Raw genomic sequence first — 15,879 nt, forward strand, 5'->3', positions numbered from 1 at the left:
GTAACATCTCCGGTGCTTGTCCTAGTTGGTCCGACCGCCATCGGCAAGACCGCGCTGTCTCTCAAGATTGCTGAAAAGTTTCACTGCGAAATCATTTCCATGGACTCGATGCAGGTTTATCGGCATATGGATATCGGAACCGCCAAGGTAAGCAGGGAGGAGCAGCAAAGAATTACCCATCACTTGATTGACATCGTCGATCCGGACGAACAATATGATGCTGCCCGTTTTGCTTGTGATACCTTGCAAGCTATCGAAAAGATCGTCGCTCGCGGGAAAACCCCCCTGATTACTGGAGGAACGGGGCTCTACCTTTCATCTTTAGTCAATGGGATGTTTGACACTCTTCATGTTTCGCAAGAGGTTCGGGATCAACTTCGACAACGGTTGCAGGGCGAGGGGAGGGACGTTCTACATCGGGAATTGATGGCAATAGACCGGGAAAGCGGCCTTCGGATCCACATCAACGATACACAACGTCTTCTCCGCGGTCTGGAAATCTTTTATGCCACCGGTCTGCCCTGGTCGGAGCATCTTCGTCGCCAGAAAGAATCGGCACGGCCCCCCTGTTTATCCCGCATACTGTTATTGGGCCTGACATGTGATCGTGACTTATTGTATGATCGCATAAAAACACGGACGGTCAGGATGATGCAGGATGCCTTTGCAAAAGAAGTTGAACACCTTCTAAGCAAGGGCTACGCCAAAGATCTGCCGGCCATGCAATCGATCGGTTACCGGCACATGCTTGGCTGCCTCAACGGAGAATGGGACAGGGAGACGGCCACCGCTGCGCTTGTTCGCGATACCAGGCGATACGCCAAGAGGCAGATGACATGGTTTAAAAATCAGCAGCAGGTGCAATGGTTTGATATTGAGCGTGCTGATGAAGTTTTGATAGTTATCGAAAATTTTTTTCAAAAGCTATAATACCAATGCATTACACCGATTCCTCTGAGTCTGACTACACCCCGCTTTGCTCCAGAGGTCCCCTGGAAAGGGCGTTTGGGGAAATGATAGCCAAGGAATTCGGCATCCCTTGTCAGTTGGGCGAAATCCTATATAGCCGTGGCGTGACCACCCTAGAGCAGGCAAATGAGTTTCTCTATCCGCAGTTATCGATGTTGCCGATGCCGGAAAGGATGAAGGGAATGCGCGAGGCCGTTTCCTGCATTCTTGAAAATTGCCGCGAGAACAGACCAATTTTTATCCATGGCGACTACGATGTTGACGGCATTACCGCAACAGCGCTTCTCATGGCATTTTTTAAGGAAATCGGGCACGAGTCCTTTTTTTACATCCCTAATCGACTCGAGGAGAGCTACGGTTTATCGGTCAGCTCGATCAACCGCTTGGTGGCACAGTGTCCGTGCAGGGAAGGTGTCATCATTTCAGTGGACTGCGGCATCACGGCCATTCGTGAGGTTGCGTATGCAAAGCAACTTGGACATCGCATTATCGTGACCGATCACCATGAACCGCAGGATATCCTGCCGGCGGCTGATGCTATTCTCAATCCCAAGCAAGCAGGTTGCGTTTTTCCTTGTTCCTTTCTGTCGGGCGTGGGAGTGGCCTTCTTTCTGGTTATGGCCTTGCGCAAGACCATGGCTCCCAGTGTTAATTTAAAGAAATACCTCGACCTAGTGGCGCTCGGCACAGTTGCCGATGTGGTGCCTCTTGTGGGGGTGAACCGTATTCTCGTTCGGGCTGGACTTGAGGTTTTGTCTGCAAAAGACCGACTTGGCCTATTTTCTCTGTGCAATTGTAGTGGGTTGGAAGTAGAGCAGAGAATTTTGTCTGAGGATATTTCTTTCAAATTGGCCCCACGGATTAATGCCGCCGGTCGATTAGGCTCTCCGCGCAAGGGAGTTGAATTGCTTCTCGCAGAAGACCTGCAGCAGGCGAGACAGGCAGCCCTTGCTTTGGAACAGATGAATACTGCCAGAAAGCAGATTGTGATCGATGCGTTAGCAATGGTTGAGGCAGAATGCGTGGAACAAGCTCAGGCCGGAATTGATGGATTAACCATCTATCAGCATGATTGCCATCCCGGTGTATTAGGGATATTGGCCTCACAAATAGTTGAGCGTTACAATCGACCCACTATAGTCTTTGCCGATGATCAAAAAAACGGTCCGGGGGATTTGATAAAAGGTTCCGGGCGATCGATTAGAGGGATTAACCTTTTTCATGTCCTTGAGCAGTGTTCACCTGTTCTTGAACAATTTGGCGGCCACGCAATGGCAGTAGGGCTAACGCTTAAAAAAGTAAATTTTGGCCTGTTCACCCAGCTATTCAACCAAAAAATAATACAACTAAACAATCGTTTAAGCACAACTGTTGAGACGTTTATTGATTACAGAATGACAGACATTTCTCTGCTTACGAAAAATTTTGCACAAGCATTACAATGGTTACAGCCTTTCGGAGAGGGAAATCCTGAGCCAATTTTTTTGTTGCCTGAGCAAAAACTGCTTTCCCCAAGGGTGCGAAACGGGCACCTAGTTTTTCAGGTGCAGGGGAGGGGGCATATTTTTCATGGGATCGGTTTTCGTTTGGATTGCCCTGGGATGGATCTCGCTCAACCAGCTAACCTGGTTTTTCAATTGAAGCGATTGTGGTTCAAGGGAGCGGAGCGTGACCAGGTCCATGCCCTGCAGTTCGTATCACCTTAATATTAATCATTATATAAAATTTAACATAATATATATTATGCGACATTCAGACTTTACCAGTATGGCACTAGTTTAATCATTTTTTCTGCATCCTATTTCACAAAACCTGCAACCAATCTTTTTCTGTGCAAAGGATTGAATTAATCCCAGAAACAAGCTAAAGGCCTTTCACCTTCATTCAATACAACAAAGAGATTCTCCATGAACCGTGATATTTACCAGGAACCCCTTGTTTCCCGATATACCAGCCGTGAGATGCAGGAACTGTTTTCCGAACGGTACAAGTTTACCCATTGGCGCAAGTGCTGGGTCGCCCTGGCTGAGGCGCAACACGAATTAGGACTGGCCAGTGTGACCGCAGAAATGGTGGCCGAACTCAAAGCAAATGTTGATCATATTGATTATGATATGGCCGCCGCCAAGGAACGTGAAATCCGCCATGATGTCATGGCGCATGTCTATACCTACGGACAGCAGTGCCCGCTTGCCGAGCCGATTATTCACCTGGGAGCTACCTCGCAATTTGTTGTTTGTAATACCGATTTGCTCATCCAGCAGCGCGCGTTACAGCTGGTAAAAAGGTCCCTTGTTAAAGTAATTGCCAATCTCGCCGACTTCTGCGCCACCCATAAAGACTTGGCTACTCTTGGGTTTACCCATTATCAACCGGCTCAGCCAACCACCGTCGGCAAACGTAACACCTTGTACATCCAAGATTTACTGATGGACCTGGAATATATCGAACAGCTCGAGGGGCAGATCAAGGCCCGCGGCGCCAAGGGTACGGTCGGTACCCAAGCGACCTTTATTGAACTGTTTAACGGTGACCACCAAAAAGTTCGTGAGTTAGATCGCCTTGTTTCCAAAAAAATCGGCTTTGACCAGGTCTTTGCTGTAACCGGCCAGACTTATCCCCGGAAACTCGACATGAAAACTGGGGAAACTCTTGCTGGTATTGGGGCCTCCGCCCACAAATTTGCCGTTGACCTGCGCCTTCTTTCGAACCTGAAAGTTCAGGAAGAACCTTTTGAGAGCAAGCAGGTTGGCAGCTCTGCCATGGCCTACAAGCGCAATCCCATGCGCTCCGAACGAATGACCGGCCTAGCGCGAAAACTCATGGGGCTTCCAGCTAATTTTGCCGCCACCGCCGCCAACCAATGGTTTGAACGCACCCTGGATGACTCCGCAATTCGGCGCATGGATATGGCCCAGGCCTTTCTTTTGACTGATGCAATATTAAAGCTTTATATTAATATAACGAACGATATGGTTGTCTATCCGAAACAGATAGAGCGTCACTTGAAAGAAGAATTACCCTTCATGGCTACCGAAAAAATATTGATGGCCTGTGTTGAAAAAGGCAAAAGCCGGCAGGAAATACATGAAGTCATTCGAGAGCATTCTGTCGCCGCTGGACTGGCTGTAAAAAATCAAGGGTTGCACAACAACCTCCTGGAGCTTCTAGCCAAGGACGAACGTATCCCCTTCGACTTCAAGGAACTCGACAGCCTGCTTGGCGATTATCAGCAGTTCACTGGCCGGGCAGCCATGCAAACCACGGAATTTCTCCAGGAAAACGTGGGCCCAGTGCTCGATAAATACAGAAAGATCATCGACAATATCGATGCATCTTTAGTTGTTTGATTGTCGAAAATTATGCTTTGCTTTAATTCAGGCCACATGCCCCGCATAATCGAATGGTACCTTTTGATCCGCCCGGAAAAAATTAGTTGGCTTCGGTTTATTTTTGAAGGGTACGATGGGCTCGCCGTCCTCTCTACCCTTTCGCCGGTCCAGGGCTTGGTGCGGGTCCAAACCTTGGACTGCCATTTTTTGGAAACCATGCGCTTGCTTGAGGCAATGGCCAAGGGTCTCACTCCATTTCACGTCGACAATAGTCACGATGAGGCTGCTCTTTTGATCCCATGAACAAAAGCCTCTATATTAAAACCTTTGGTTGCCAGATGAACGAGCGAGACTCGGAGATCATCGAGCAACTCCTTGCTCAGGAGGGTTATAATACAACCAGTGTGCCCGAGGGGGCTGATGTTATCCTGATTAATACATGCAGTATTAGGGAAAAAGCCGAACAAAAAGTGTTTAGCCTGCTCGGTTCGTTGCGAGAGGAAAAGGCGCGGAACCCCTCGCTGCTCATTGGCGTCACTGGGTGCGTTGCCCAGCAAGAGGGAGAGCAGCTCCGGAATCGGATGCCCCATGTTGATTTGGTTGTCGGTACCCAGCAGATCTATCGCCTGCCAGAGATGCTCGACCGTCTGCAGCAGCAAATGACCACCAGGGAGATTGCCACCGACCTGGAAGACTCCTTCGTTATTCCCCCGTTTCAGAAACTCCTTATTGACCAGCCGCCCTCCCCTGCACCCAGCGGTTACAAACGATTCGTCACCATTATGCAGGGATGCAATAACTATTGCAGTTATTGTGTGGTTCCAACGACCAGGGGCCGCGAGATCAGCCGGCCGATGGTTGACATTCTCGAAGAGGTGGAGATCCTTGTAGGCCAAGGGGTACGAGAAATCACTCTGCTGGGACAGAACGTTAATTCCTACGGTATGACCAACAAGGTGGCGGATGAAAACGTGACTTTTCCGTACTTGTTGCGGCGGGTTGCCTCGATTAAGGGGCTTCGCCGGCTTCGCTTCACCACTTCTCATCCCAAGGATCTTTCGGAAGAGTTGATGCGTTGCTTTGCCGAGATTGAGAATCTTTGTCCCCATTTTCACTTGCCGGTCCAGTCGGGATCCAATGCCGTACTGCAACGGATGAACAGAAAATACACGGTTGAATCCTATCTTGAAAAAGTGACCGCTTTGCGCGGGTATCGGCCCGATATCGCTTTGGCAACCGACATCATTGTCGGTTTTCCCGGTGAGACGGATGCGGATTTTCAAGCCACCATGAATTTGTTAAATACGGTCCGGTTCCATAGTTCCTTTTCCTTTAAATATTCGGACCGGCCCCATACTCGCTCTGCCGAATTTGCCGAAAAAATACCGGAAGATGTGAAAAGTAGACGGCTCGCGGCCTTCCAAAATAGACAGGATGATATTTGTTTGGAACGTAACCGTGAGTATATCGGAAAGAAACTTGAGATTATGGTTGAAGTCGTAAGCGGCAACGACCTTAAAGGGCGGGCTGCAACGAATCATATTGTCCACTGCACATGTTCAAGTAAAATGCATCAATCCGGCGACCTGGCAACAGCACATATTAGTCAGGCAGGGAAGCACTCCTTGAAAGGAGAACTTCAACTATAAGATGAACTCTTCTGTTTAACGCATTATAAATATATGATTGATTTCCACTCCCACACCTTTTTCAGTGACGGCGCCCTGGTTCCCTCCGAACATGTTCGTCGGGTCGAAGTCCTCGGGTATGAGGCCATTGCCATTACCGACCATGCCGACTCCTCCAATATCCATATACTCATCCCCAACCTGATTAGGGTCGCCCGGGACTTAAACCGGGTCAACACCACCCAGCTGATCGTTGGTGTCGAGCTGACTCATGTGCCCCCTGCCCTCATTGCTCCGCTCGCCGCCCAATCACGTGCACTTGGTGCCCAGCTGATTGTGGTGCATGGTGAAACGCCAGTGGAGCCGGTGGTGCCTGGTACCAATCGGGCTGCTCTTGAGGCGGACATCCATCTCCTGGCGCATCCCGGTTTCATAACCGAAGAAGAGGCAGCGTTGGCTGCCCAAAGAAATATCTTCCTCGAATTATCAGGCCGCAAGGGGCACAGTTTAACCAACGGCCATGTTGCTCGAGTGGCGGAGCGAACCGGGGCATCTCTGGCAATCAATGCCGACGCCCATGCTCCCGGTGATTTTCTAACGCCGGAGATGGCGGAAAAGGTTGGGTTAGGCGCTGGCCTAAGTCGAGAGCGTTACCTGAAAATCAGGCGGGATATGACGGAGCTGTTCAAACGGCTGAAACCGCTCGAATAACCGGTTAGTTACACAAATAATCCCCAAAAGACATGCACTATCAAGGAACCATTTACAGGCCCCCCAGCGAAGCCAACAGTATCTTGTTGCAGGTGACCACAGGCTGCTCCCACAACAAATGCAATTTTTGTGGGATGTACAAGGGCCAGCGGTTCACGATCACGCCGGACGAGATTATTTTTGCCGATATCGATTATGCCGTCCGCCACTTTCCTCATGCCCGGCGGCTATTTCTTTGTGATGGCGATGCCTTGGTTCTTCCACAATCTAAACTGGTTACCCTTCTCGAACGGATCAAATCCAGGTTGCCGCAAGTAACCAGGGTCGGCATCTATGCCAACAGTAAAAGCCTTCAATCAAAGACGGTAGAGGAGTTGCAAGTTCTGCAACAGCTCGGATTGGGAATTGCCTACATGGGGCTGGAAAGCGGTGACGACCTCACCCTGGCTGGCATGAACAAGGGTGCGACTTCGACGGAGATGATTGAAATGGGCAGGAAGACAAAGGCTACCGGCATTCGGTTGTCGGTCACTGTCCTGCTTGGCATCGCCGGAGCGGAACGGTCCGAGACGCATGCCGTTGAGACCGGCCGGGTTCTGAGCGCGATGGATCCTGATTTTGTAGGTGTCTTGAGTTTGATGATTGAACCGGGGACACTCCTCCACGCCGAATATCAGGCGGGCCGATTTGCCATGCCCGAACCTTTGGCCATCTTGCGGGAGTTGCGAACCATAATTGCCACCACCGAGCTGACTGCTGGCCTTTTCCACGCCAACCACGCCTCTAATTATTTGCCGATCCGGGCCAAGCTCCCCGAGGAAAAAACGGCAACCCTCGCCCTGATCGACCAGGCCCTTGCCGGCAACCTGGCATTGAAGCCCGAATTTCTGAGAGCGCTGTAACTTCAAAAAATATTAACTCAGTGTCGTTATCTTTTTGTGAATCCTTGTTTTTCCTCTTCGTTGCCATGTTGCATCGGATGTGGGCCAGAATCACTCAAAACCACAATCCGGTTTCGGCCCCAGAGTTTCGCCTGGTATAAGGCCTGATCGGCCCGCTGGATTAACTCGTTGGCCTTGATGTCCCTGGAAGGGATCAAGGAAGCGACCCCCTGGCTGACCGTGAGAATGGGCGCGACTCGGGAAGCCACATGGGGAATGCCGAGTGCTTGAATCTTTAGGTTGAACAGTTCGGCTACCTTGTGGGCGGCCTCCCCGTTACAGTCGGGCAAGAGGCAGACAAACTCCTCGCCTCCGTACCGGGCCAAGGAATCGGAAATCCGGCGCATTCCCTTCTGCAGGGCCTGAGCGACTTCACGCAAACACTGATCACCAGCAATATGGCCGTAATGGTCGTTAAAATATTTAAAATGATCGATATCGATCATGATGGCCGATAGGGGGCTGTTGTTGCGTTGACAACGCCGCCACTCGCGGTGGAGTTTGTCTTCATGATAACGGCGATTGGCGATTCCGGTTAACCCATCTAGATTGGTCAGTTTTCTTAGTTCGTCATTGGCGAGTTCAAGGTGCTTGTTGACCTCCTCCACCTTGGTCATCTGCTCGACCACCAGTTTGGCGGTGATCGCCGCTGCCTCACGGGAGGCCAGCACTTCCCGGTAAAGAAGCCGGTAGCCCGCAAACAGTTCGTCCTTGCTGCATTGTTGCAGTTGCTGACTGTCCAAATGGTAGAGATCATGGAGTTTCATGGGCAACCTCCAGGGCCATGTCGGCGGCCAACTTGATCGTCTCCCGCGCCCCTGCCCCTTCGATCCCGATCATGCACACCGACGGCATCGGCGACACTCCTAAAAAGGGCAAGGATTTGAGCAGATAGAGTAGTTCACTGGAAGGGGAATACCCCCCATGCCAATCGGCACAAAGAATATCCCACCCCAGATGGACGACAGCGCCGGGTTCGGCAAACCCAACCACCCTATCCACCAAGATGACCGTATCACAGTTATAAAAAAAGGGGAGTAGGTCCAAGCCACCCAAGCCGCCATTGATGATTTCGACCTGGTGGCAGCACGATCTGGTCCGTAGTTCGTCAAATACATGAAGGCCGGCGGCATCGGCCGCCACTAGGCTGTTGCCCACACAAATGATCCGGCATTTTGTCATATTCCGAGGCGCAACCTGCCAAGAGATCGATTCTTTTTCGAAAAGGCGTGGACTGAGCAGACCATGCAGAGATCAAAGCTACGGACCACATGCCCAACTTCGACCGGATCCTCGGGGTTGCGAATCGGGGTGCCCACCAGAGCCTCCTCAATGGGGCCGCGCAGATCCCTGTCGTCACGGGGCGATGCATTCCATGAAGTCGGGGTAATGACTTGATAATGGTCGATATAGCCGCCGTTTAACTGCACCCAGTGCCCGAGTAATCCGCGGGGGGCCTGGACAAGCCCAAATCCTGAGCCATTAGCTGGAGAACCAGCCGGCTGATAATAACTCTCTCCGGTCGTCATTGCGCCCAGCCATTGTTCCATTTGCCGCAGGATGTGTGCCGGTCGCAGCATCCTGGCCAAAGCCCGAGCCAGGGCGGATGCGCCCCGGGTGGCAACCAGATCGGTCAAAAGGGGATCTTGCCTGATAAGGGCCTCGGCCAACGCGCCGGTTTCAGGCGGAAAACCATTGTAGCGCGGCGCTTTGCACCAGGAATATTTTTCAGGATCAATCGTCTCCAGAGGGTGGGTCTCGGCTTCTGCCGGATGACCTCCGGAATTCAGGTCCTGGTAGCGGGCGTGCTTGACCTGCTCGACAATCCGTTGCTGGTCAAATTCGCTCAAGGTCCCTTTGTGGAGAAAACCGCCGCAGGATGCTCCCGGACCGCTACCCTCAGCCGGTTCCGGTCCGCTCAGATAGCAATCATGGGACCTGCCGATGCCATCCAAACCAAAAGCCTGTCCGCAGCGCAGGAAAAAGCCCAGTTCACCGCCATGATGTTCCGGACGCTCATCAAGCCAATCCTCAAGTTGCCTGCAGTTGGTCACCGCGGCAAACCGATCTCTAGAGCAACCTAGTACGCGCTGCTCATACCAACGGCGGAACTCGGACAGCAGTAAACGGCACTGTCGCAGGTCTGCCTCGCTGGGTTGTGAGGTGATGCCGCCGGGAACGATGAAAGAAGAGTGGGGCCATTGCCCGCCGAGAATGGCAATGATCTCCGGGATTTTTTTGGTGGCCAGAATAGTGGCCACAACCGCGCTGCCCTGAAAAGGCTGGTATCGCCGCACAATCTCGGGATAAAGATCATGGGCGGCGTAGCCTTCCGCGGTCAGATCGGCGGCGAACATGAGAAAGATATGCCTGAGATCGCTCTGCAGTTTCTCGGCTGCCAAGGCGATATTGCGCACAAGCAGACCATTGGGGCTGACCGCTGTGCCGGTGATGTTTTCCAGGGCCATGGCAGCGGTAAGAAGGTGACTGGTGCTGCAGATGCCGCAGATACGCGGTGTAATCACCAGGCCGTCCAGGGAATTGCGGCCGATAAGCATGTTTTCGATCCCGCGATACATGGAGCCGATCATCCAGGCGTCGCTGACAATGCCATTCTCAATGGTGACCTTGACCTCCAGATCGCCCTCGACCCGGTTCATCGGCATATACACGGTTTTCGCCATGGGCAGTGCTCCTGTTCGGGGTCAGACCCGCGATTTTCTTTTCACCAGCCGCTCGGGAGCGGCGGCGGCAGCCATGCCTTTATAGGCCAGATAGTGGGCACGGTCGACCCCGTCCGGCAGTTCCAGAGGGACGTCAATGATATTGGGGGTGTGGAAAAAAGGGTGATCCTGGGGAAAATCGGGATGAGTACAGCCAAAACAGGGAACACCGGCATTGGTCTTGGAGTTACGGTTATTCCAGAGCACCTTGTTGCAGGGCGCATAGGTCAGCGGACCTCGGCAACCCATGTGGAAGAACATGCACCCCGGTCCGCCGAAATCGTTGTCTTCAACCCGGTATTCGTGATACTCGTTGCGGGTGCAGCCTTGATGCACCAGGATACCGAACCAGTCCTCCGGTGCCTGATAGTCGTTGAGCTCGGGCAGGCGATCCTCGCAGACTGCGCAGAGCGTGTCCTGCAAAACAGTAGGATGAACCGGGCATCCCGGCAGGTTGATCACCGGCCACCCGCGTCGCGACCGGAAATGTTCTCCTAACAACCCGCCGGCCTGATGGTGGAAAAACTGTAAGCCGATGGCATCGATTGCCCCCAACTTGCCGATGCCTCCGAAACAGGCACAGGTGCCGACAGCCACCACCGCTCCGGCCTTGGCCGCCAGCTCTTGGACAATGACGGCTTTGGATTCTCCGCGAAAGGTATCGTAGCCGCCACTTGCGGCTGGTCCGCCGAGAATAAATCCTTCGATGAGCAGAAGGTCCAGAGGCCTCGAGCCTCGGCGCAGGTCGTTCAATAAGGTTTCGTAAGAGACTCGATTACCGAAACTGAGTGAGGGGTGCCAGAGAGTCATCTCCAATTCTTCCAGCAAGGCGGGCAGATGCGGTGTTCCCATTCCCAGGAAGCTCATAGTGTCGCCGCCACAGGCGCCGCATTGCAACCACAAGGCTGTTGGCATGCGTCTCTCTCCTCTGGTACAGTGTTTTTCTTCTTTACAATACCCTATAGTTTCTAATTTATGCCGGGTTGACTGTTCCTGTCAAGCCGATAACTTTTTTCATTCACAGGCTTTTTTGGCTGTGAGACACATCACGAGCACTGTATGCAAACCTTGCAAGCCGATCAAATTGAAATGACGTCCATCAACACGGAATATATTGAGCTGGATAAACTGCTGAAACGGGAAAATCTGGCCGCCAGCGGTGGAGAAGCCAGGTACCTGATCAGTCAGGGACTCGCGCGGGTTAACGGGGTTGTGGAAACAAGAAAACGCCGCAAACTGTATCCTGGTGATCTCATCAGTTTTAACGGTGTTGAGATGCGAGTCACAGGGAGCGAGCCCTGCCCCGCCGCCAACAGCGATACGGAACAGGGCGATTGAGAGGGAGGCTTAACGGGTCAGTTTTTCCTTCGCCTCTTCGTAGCGACTGCGCGTTTTCTCTAAAATCTCCGCCGGTACGGCAGGCGGCGGTGGCTGTTTGTTCCAGTCAAGAGAGGAAAGATAATCGCGCAGGAACTGCTTATCGAAACTCGGCTGCCCTTTTCCCGGCATATATTGATCCAACGGCCAGAAGCGGGAAGAGTCCGGGGTCAAGACTTCGTCCACCAAGGTCAGCGTCTCGCCGTCCATCCCCATTTCAAACTTGGTGTCAGCGATGATGATTCCCTTGGTGCGGGCATAATCAGCGGCCCACTGATAGAGCCGGAGACTGACAGCAGCCATTTGATCGGTCAGTTCTCCGCCAACCAACTTCCGCATTTGTTCAATCGAAATATTTTCATCGTGCATTCCCAGTTCCGCTTTGGTGGAGGGTGTGAAAAGCGGTTCGGAAAACTTGTCGGATTCGCGCATTCCCTCGGGCAGCTTGAAGCCGCAAACTGTGGTGCTTTTTTTATAGGCACTCCAGAACGAACCGCTCAGGTAACCGCGGACAATGCATTCAATCGGCACCACTTTGGTCCGTTTAACCAGCATGGAGCGGCCTTCCAACTGAGCCCAGTACTGCTGGCAGACCAGAGGAAACTGCTCAATATCGGCGCTGATCAGATGATTGGGCACGATATCGCCGAGCAGCTTGAACCAGAACAGCGAAATCTCGGTTAAAATCTTCCCTTTGCCGGGGATGGGATCGGCCATGATCACATCATAGGCAGAAATCCGATCGGTGGCCACCATCAGCAATTTATCGGCATGGCCGGGAATTTCGAACATATCCCGCACTTTGCCGCGATGGATTAAGTGTAAATCCGGGCACTCGGTGGCAATCACAGCCTCGTTCATCTCTTCACTCCTTCATTTTGTTGATAAAACATAACGGTCATTCTTTAGTCTTTATAGTTGTCAATTCGAGACAAAAAAGCAACCGACTTTCCACTCGTCCGCCCTCCTTGACAAGCTCTTTCGGCACCTTACTGTTACCTATCATCGCCAACCACAACCCCAATAAGGAGGTAGATTATGGCATTTATACGATTTGCAGAACGGCCGGCCTTTCGTAACCCCTGGGCCGAATTCGAGCGTATCCGCCAAGGGCTTGACGAGCTTTCCCGCTCGTATGTCGAAAAGGGCAAGGGACAGAATCGGGCGAATGTTTATCCGGCACTCAATATTTACGAAGAAACCGACAGGCTGCTGATCACTGCCGAATTGCCGGGAGTCAAAACGTCGGATCTCGAACTCTCCATTGAAGGGGAAACACTCACCCTTCAAGGAAAACGCGACCGCAGGCAGAACGAGACCGGGGCTTCCTATCATCGCCGCGAGATCGAATCGGGGAGTTTCAGCCGGGCCATCACGCTTCCAATCAAAGTCGACACGGAGCAAGTTGGGGCGCGACTCACCAATGGTATCCTGACCATTACCTTGTTAAAGGCATCTGCAGTCACTCCGCGCCAGATCAAAGTTACTGCCGAATAGGAGGCATGTCATGACTGAACAGGAATTGAAGATTCAAGAGAAAAAAGCGGCGCAACCGGGCGATGAAACCACCAAAAATGAGACCTATTTTGCCCCGCATGTCGACATCTATGAAACGGACCGGGAAGTGGCCGTGATCGCCGACATGCCGGGAGTGACGCTTGAAGGCATTGAACTCTCTCTGGAAGAGAACATTCTTACTCTCCAGGGACATCGTTCTCTCCCCAATCACACCGGTCGAATTGTCCTCGAAGAATACGAAAGCGGCCACTATCTCCGGCGCTTCACGGTGGCGGAAACGATTGATCAGGAAAAAATCGAGGCCTCCCTCACCGACGGTGTCCTCACCGTGCACCTGCCCAAGGCCGCCCCGGCGCAACCGAGGAGAATTGAGGTTAAACTCGGTTGAAACTTTTTTCCTTCAACTCAGAGCGTGCTTTCAGCGGTCCTTCACCCGCCTCAGTTCTGGACAGGCGGAATTGGCGTATTCGACCAATTCCGCCACCAGTGAGCCGATCGCGATCTTGGAGTGAATCTCCACCGGCACCCGGCATCTGTCATCGGTGAGCCAGAGAATGGTGTCACCGCTTTTCTCATACAAACCCTTAAAATACATTTTAGGCAGAACCTTCAGCGTTTCCTTTTCACCGAACACGGTTTGCCGCTTTTCCCGTTGGAGAAGCGCAACTTTGACTTCTTGCCGTTTTTTATCGGCAAAGGTAGGCACGACGATGTCCGCTCCTTCTTGCAAAGCCAGCGCTCTGGTGATGATGAACGAGGCGAATTCATTGTACACTGTGCCGGCAATCTCGAATTGTTCCTCAGGTTCCCTGTTTTTTTGATATCGCACTAAAAGGTTTGCCTGATCATAGTGGGTCAACCGTTTGGTTTCCTTGCGATACCCTTCTTTTTGTTGCACTTCGTAGCGGTACGGCAGCTTCATCGGACCGGAGACAAAGCAGTTAAAGGTATCGTCCACCGGATAGAACAGCTCCAGCGGGCCATAATCCTTGACCTTTGCCGAGATGTTGAAGGCGTCATCTTTTGCTTTTTCTCTCTGTATTTTCATGTAGATATCGCCAATTTTCATTCCGCCGCTCCAGCTGACTGCATAGTGCAGGGTCTCGGAACCGGAAAAGATGACGGCAAGCGTAGCCTGATTAACCTGGGAAGGGCGAGTTTCGAGCACTTCTTCGGCGAAAACACTTCCCTGGCTGCTCAATCCAAGCAGAAACCAAAAAAGGAAGAGTCTCGTTGGCGATCGCATATCAGGAGGCCGTTGCCAGAGCAATCCAGGTGGAAAGGAAAAGAGTCAGGGCAATCAATCCGTTCATGGAAAAGAAGGATTGTTGAATGCGCGAAAGATCCCTGGGGTTAACGATGAGGTGCTGATAGAAAAGTGCACCGCCGGTGACCAGGATCCCGGCGTAAAACCAAAAATTCAGCCCCATCTGCACACCAGTCAAGGTGAAGAGGAGGAATGCCAAAACGTGGAAGGTGACAGCAACACGAAAACCGTTGCGCCGCCCAAAAAGTGCCGGCATGGAGAATAACCCGGCCTCGCGGTCAAAATCGGCGTCCAGGCAAGCGTAGACGCAATCAAACCCGGCAACCCAGAAAAGAACCCCCAGCGACAGGACCCACGGATAATCGTCCAAGCTGGCGGCCACAGCCAACCAACCCCCAAGCGGTGAAAAGGCAAGCGCTACTCCAAGCACCAGGTGGCAGAGCCAAGTGAACCGCTTGGTGAGCGAGTAAAAGAGAGCCAGGCCAAGGGCGACCGGTGCGATATTGAGGGTGAGGGGGTTGAGCATGAAACAGGCAAAGAAGAAGAGCATGCCAGCCAGCACCACCATCAGCCAGGACTCAAAAAGGCTGACCTGTCCTGCCGGCAGAGCGCGGTCTGCAGTGCGCGGATTGACGGCGTCAAATCGTCGGTCCACGATCCGGTTGAACCCCATGGCACAGGTACGAGCCCCAACCATGGCCAGCACCACCCAGAAAAAAACGTTGACCGCTGGGAGGCCCCGCTGAGCGAGAAAAGCGCCCATCAGGGCAAACGGCAGGGCGAAAACCGTGTGCTCGAATTTGATCATCTCAAGCAGGATGGTCACCTTCTTCCACATATTCCCCCCCCCTGCCAGCGATTGATGTTGGTAGCAGAGACCGGGACACCCAACAGGTCACAGAGGCGGGCGGCAAAATGGAGGACAAGGTCTTTCAGATCCTTGGGATGATGGTAAAAAGAGGGCATGGGTGGGCAGATTACCGCGCCGGCTTCATGGGCAGCCAGCATATTGCGCAAGTGGGTGCGGTTCAGCGGGGTTTCCCGGACTGCAAGGAGTAAGGGGCGCCGCTCTTTCAAAGTGACATCGGCGCTCCGATGCAGCAGGTTGCCGCAATAGCCGCCGGCAATGGCCGCCAAGCTGCCCATGCTGCAGGGCAGAACCACCATGGCGTCATAAGAGGCGGATCCCGAAGCGGGAGGCGCAAAAAAATCGTCTGAGGCAAACCACTGGCTCACCTGCGGCAACTGCTCCGGCGCGAGGCCCAGTTCAAACTGCAAAACCTTACGGCCCGCCTCGGAGATGATGCCGTGGACCTCTATTTTTTGTTCGGCAAGCAATTGCAGCAGCGCCGGCACGTAGAGCATGCCGGTGGCGCCGGTGATCCCCAGGATGATGCGGTGACAGCCAGTCAT

18 protein-coding genes are annotated in these 15,879 nt (G+C 52.7%); 10 read left to right on the forward strand and 8 right to left on the reverse strand.

The genetic code is table 11. The features are described from left to right. The first annotated feature begins 12 nt into the window (after positions 1 to 12). The 7 genes from miaA (at position 13) to ACHZCX_RS03005 (ending at position 7,542) form a co-directional block, all read left to right on the forward strand. The gene (miaA, locus tag ACHZCX_RS02975) at positions 13 to 930 is read left to right on the forward strand and encodes a tRNA (adenosine(37)-N6)-dimethylallyltransferase MiaA (protein ID WP_319585749.1); all 918 of its coding nucleotides are present in this window, start codon (positions 13 to 15) and stop codon (positions 928 to 930) included. 83 nt (positions 931 to 1,013) lie between these two features. Continuing rightward, positions 1,014 to 2,675 carry a single-stranded-DNA-specific exonuclease RecJ gene (gene recJ / locus ACHZCX_RS02980; protein WP_319585750.1) on the forward strand — a complete coding sequence of 554 codons (1,662 nt, stop codon included), beginning with the start codon at positions 1,014 to 1,016 and terminating at the stop codon, positions 2,673 to 2,675. Between the two features lie 201 nt (positions 2,676 to 2,876). Then, on the forward strand, positions 2,877 to 4,319 hold the full coding sequence (gene purB / locus ACHZCX_RS02985) for an adenylosuccinate lyase (protein WP_319585751.1): 1,443 nt from the start codon (positions 2,877 to 2,879) through the stop codon (positions 4,317 to 4,319). Positions 4,320 to 4,355: 36 nt separating this feature from the next. Beyond that, positions 4,356 to 4,604 carry a DUF4911 domain-containing protein gene (locus ACHZCX_RS02990; protein ID WP_394708742.1) on the forward strand — a complete coding sequence of 83 codons (249 nt, stop codon included), beginning with the start codon at positions 4,356 to 4,358 and terminating at the stop codon, positions 4,602 to 4,604. After that, positions 4,601 to 5,950, forward strand: a complete 1,350-nt coding sequence (gene miaB, locus ACHZCX_RS02995; protein WP_319585752.1) for a tRNA (N6-isopentenyl adenosine(37)-C2)-methylthiotransferase MiaB — start codon at positions 4,601 to 4,603, stop codon at positions 5,948 to 5,950. Before ACHZCX_RS02990 ends, miaB begins: the two co-directional genes overlap by 4 nt. 33 nt (positions 5,951 to 5,983) lie before the next feature. Beyond that, entirely contained in the window at positions 5,984 to 6,640 is a 657-nt protein-coding gene (locus tag ACHZCX_RS03000; RefSeq protein WP_319585753.1) for a histidinol phosphate phosphatase domain-containing protein, read from the forward strand. Between the two features lie 32 nt (positions 6,641 to 6,672). Next, positions 6,673 to 7,542, forward strand: coding sequence for a radical SAM protein (locus tag ACHZCX_RS03005; protein WP_319585754.1), 870 nt, complete (start codon positions 6,673 to 6,675; stop codon positions 7,540 to 7,542). 26 nt (positions 7,543 to 7,568) lie between these two features. On the opposite strand, the gene ACHZCX_RS03010 is transcribed toward ACHZCX_RS03005, so the two are convergent. From ACHZCX_RS03010 to ACHZCX_RS03025, 4 genes are read right to left on the reverse strand one after another with little or no spacing between them, the layout of a single operon-like run. Next, a complete protein-coding gene (locus ACHZCX_RS03010; protein ID WP_319585755.1) occupies positions 7,569 to 8,348 on the reverse strand; it encodes a diguanylate cyclase in 780 nt (259 codons plus the stop codon). Next, positions 8,335 to 8,739 (reverse strand): hydrogenase maturation protease, encoded by a 405-nt coding sequence (locus tag ACHZCX_RS03015; protein ID WP_319585756.1) that lies wholly within the window; start codon positions 8,737 to 8,739, stop codon positions 8,335 to 8,337. Before ACHZCX_RS03015 ends, ACHZCX_RS03010 begins: the two co-directional genes overlap by 14 nt. Before the next feature lie 20 nt (positions 8,740 to 8,759). Beyond that, positions 8,760 to 10,265 carry a nickel-dependent hydrogenase large subunit gene (locus tag ACHZCX_RS03020; protein ID WP_319585757.1) on the reverse strand — a complete coding sequence of 502 codons (1,506 nt, stop codon included), beginning with the start codon at positions 10,263 to 10,265 and terminating at the stop codon, positions 8,760 to 8,762. A gap of 21 nt (positions 10,266 to 10,286) precedes the next feature. Beyond that, on the reverse strand, positions 10,287 to 11,219 hold the full coding sequence (locus ACHZCX_RS03025) for an NADH:ubiquinone oxidoreductase (protein WP_319585758.1): 933 nt from the start codon (positions 11,217 to 11,219) through the stop codon (positions 10,287 to 10,289). 144 nt (positions 11,220 to 11,363) lie between these two features. On the opposite strand from ACHZCX_RS03025, the gene ACHZCX_RS03030 reads away from it, so the two are divergent. Next, on the forward strand, positions 11,364 to 11,642 hold the full coding sequence (locus ACHZCX_RS03030) for an RNA-binding S4 domain-containing protein (RefSeq protein WP_319585759.1): 279 nt from the start codon (positions 11,364 to 11,366) through the stop codon (positions 11,640 to 11,642). 9 nt (positions 11,643 to 11,651) lie between these two features. Here ACHZCX_RS03030 and ACHZCX_RS03035 read toward each other — a convergent pair whose 3' ends face one another. Continuing rightward, positions 11,652 to 12,542, reverse strand: coding sequence for a phosphoribosylaminoimidazolesuccinocarboxamide synthase (locus ACHZCX_RS03035; protein WP_319585760.1), 891 nt, complete (start codon positions 12,540 to 12,542; stop codon positions 11,652 to 11,654). Between the two features lie 177 nt (positions 12,543 to 12,719). On the opposite strand from ACHZCX_RS03035, the gene ACHZCX_RS03040 reads away from it, so the two are divergent. After that, positions 12,720 to 13,178, forward strand: coding sequence for an Hsp20/alpha crystallin family protein (locus ACHZCX_RS03040; RefSeq protein WP_319585761.1), 459 nt, complete (start codon positions 12,720 to 12,722; stop codon positions 13,176 to 13,178). Positions 13,179 to 13,188: 10 nt separating this feature from the next. Then, positions 13,189 to 13,587: an Hsp20/alpha crystallin family protein gene (locus ACHZCX_RS03045; protein WP_319585762.1), complete on the forward strand. Its 399-nt coding sequence runs from the start codon at positions 13,189 to 13,191 to the stop codon at positions 13,585 to 13,587. A gap of 30 nt (positions 13,588 to 13,617) precedes the next feature. Here ACHZCX_RS03045 and ACHZCX_RS03050 read toward each other — a convergent pair whose 3' ends face one another. The 3 genes from ACHZCX_RS03050 to ACHZCX_RS03060 are packed head-to-tail and all read right to left on the reverse strand — an operon-like array spanning position 13,618 to position 15,879. Continuing rightward, complete coding sequence (locus tag ACHZCX_RS03050; protein WP_319585763.1) at positions 13,618 to 14,445, reverse strand: DUF3108 domain-containing protein; 828 nt, start codon at positions 14,443 to 14,445, stop codon at positions 13,618 to 13,620. Position 14,446: 1 nt separating this feature from the next. Beyond that, positions 14,447 to 15,304 carry a UbiA-like polyprenyltransferase gene (locus ACHZCX_RS03055; RefSeq protein WP_319585764.1) on the reverse strand — a complete coding sequence of 286 codons (858 nt, stop codon included), beginning with the start codon at positions 15,302 to 15,304 and terminating at the stop codon, positions 14,447 to 14,449. Beyond that, a complete protein-coding gene (locus ACHZCX_RS03060) occupies positions 15,289 to 15,879 on the reverse strand; it encodes a UbiX family flavin prenyltransferase (RefSeq protein ID WP_319585765.1) in 591 nt (196 codons plus the stop codon). The genes ACHZCX_RS03055 and ACHZCX_RS03060 overlap by 16 nt, the downstream gene beginning before the upstream one ends.

It is taken from the genome of uncultured Desulfobulbus sp., assembly GCF_963662935.2.
Lineage (GTDB): Bacteria > Desulfobacterota > Desulfobulbia > Desulfobulbales > Desulfobulbaceae > Desulfobulbus.

Coding starts and splice junctions, on each gene's coding strand:
- recJ (WP_319585750.1), top strand. CDS start 1,014: ATGATAGCCAAGGAATTCGGCATCCCTTGTCAGTTGGGCGAAATCCTA.
- purB (WP_319585751.1), top strand. CDS start 2,877: ATGAACCGTGATATTTACCAGGAACCCCTTGTTTCCCGATATACCAGC.
- ACHZCX_RS02990 (WP_394708742.1), top strand. CDS start 4,356: ATGCCCCGCATAATCGAATGGTACCTTTTGATCCGCCCGGAAAAAATT.
- miaB (WP_319585752.1), top strand. CDS start 4,601: ATGAACAAAAGCCTCTATATTAAAACCTTTGGTTGCCAGATGAACGAG.
- ACHZCX_RS03000 (WP_319585753.1), top strand. CDS start 5,984: ATGATTGATTTCCACTCCCACACCTTTTTCAGTGACGGCGCCCTGGTT.
- ACHZCX_RS03005 (WP_319585754.1), top strand. CDS start 6,673: ATGCACTATCAAGGAACCATTTACAGGCCCCCCAGCGAAGCCAACAGT.
- ACHZCX_RS03010 (WP_319585755.1), bottom strand. CDS start 8,348: ATGAAACTCCATGATCTCTACCATTTGGACAGTCAGCAACTGCAACAA.
- ACHZCX_RS03020 (WP_319585757.1), bottom strand. CDS start 10,265: ATGGCGAAAACCGTGTATATGCCGATGAACCGGGTCGAGGGCGATCTG.
- ACHZCX_RS03025 (WP_319585758.1), bottom strand. CDS start 11,219: ATGCCAACAGCCTTGTGGTTGCAATGCGGCGCCTGTGGCGGCGACACT.
- ACHZCX_RS03030 (WP_319585759.1), top strand. CDS start 11,364: ATGCAAACCTTGCAAGCCGATCAAATTGAAATGACGTCCATCAACACG.
- ACHZCX_RS03035 (WP_319585760.1), bottom strand. CDS start 12,542: ATGAACGAGGCTGTGATTGCCACCGAGTGCCCGGATTTACACTTAATC.
- ACHZCX_RS03040 (WP_319585761.1), top strand. CDS start 12,720: ATGGCATTTATACGATTTGCAGAACGGCCGGCCTTTCGTAACCCCTGG.
- ACHZCX_RS03045 (WP_319585762.1), top strand. CDS start 13,189: ATGACTGAACAGGAATTGAAGATTCAAGAGAAAAAAGCGGCGCAACCG.
- ACHZCX_RS03050 (WP_319585763.1), bottom strand. CDS start 14,445: ATGCGATCGCCAACGAGACTCTTCCTTTTTTGGTTTCTGCTTGGATTG.
- ACHZCX_RS03055 (WP_319585764.1), bottom strand. CDS start 15,304: ATGTGGAAGAAGGTGACCATCCTGCTTGAGATGATCAAATTCGAGCAC.
- ACHZCX_RS03060 (WP_319585765.1), bottom strand. CDS start 15,879: ATGACTGGCTGTCACCGCATCATCCTGGGGATCACCGGCGCCACCGGC.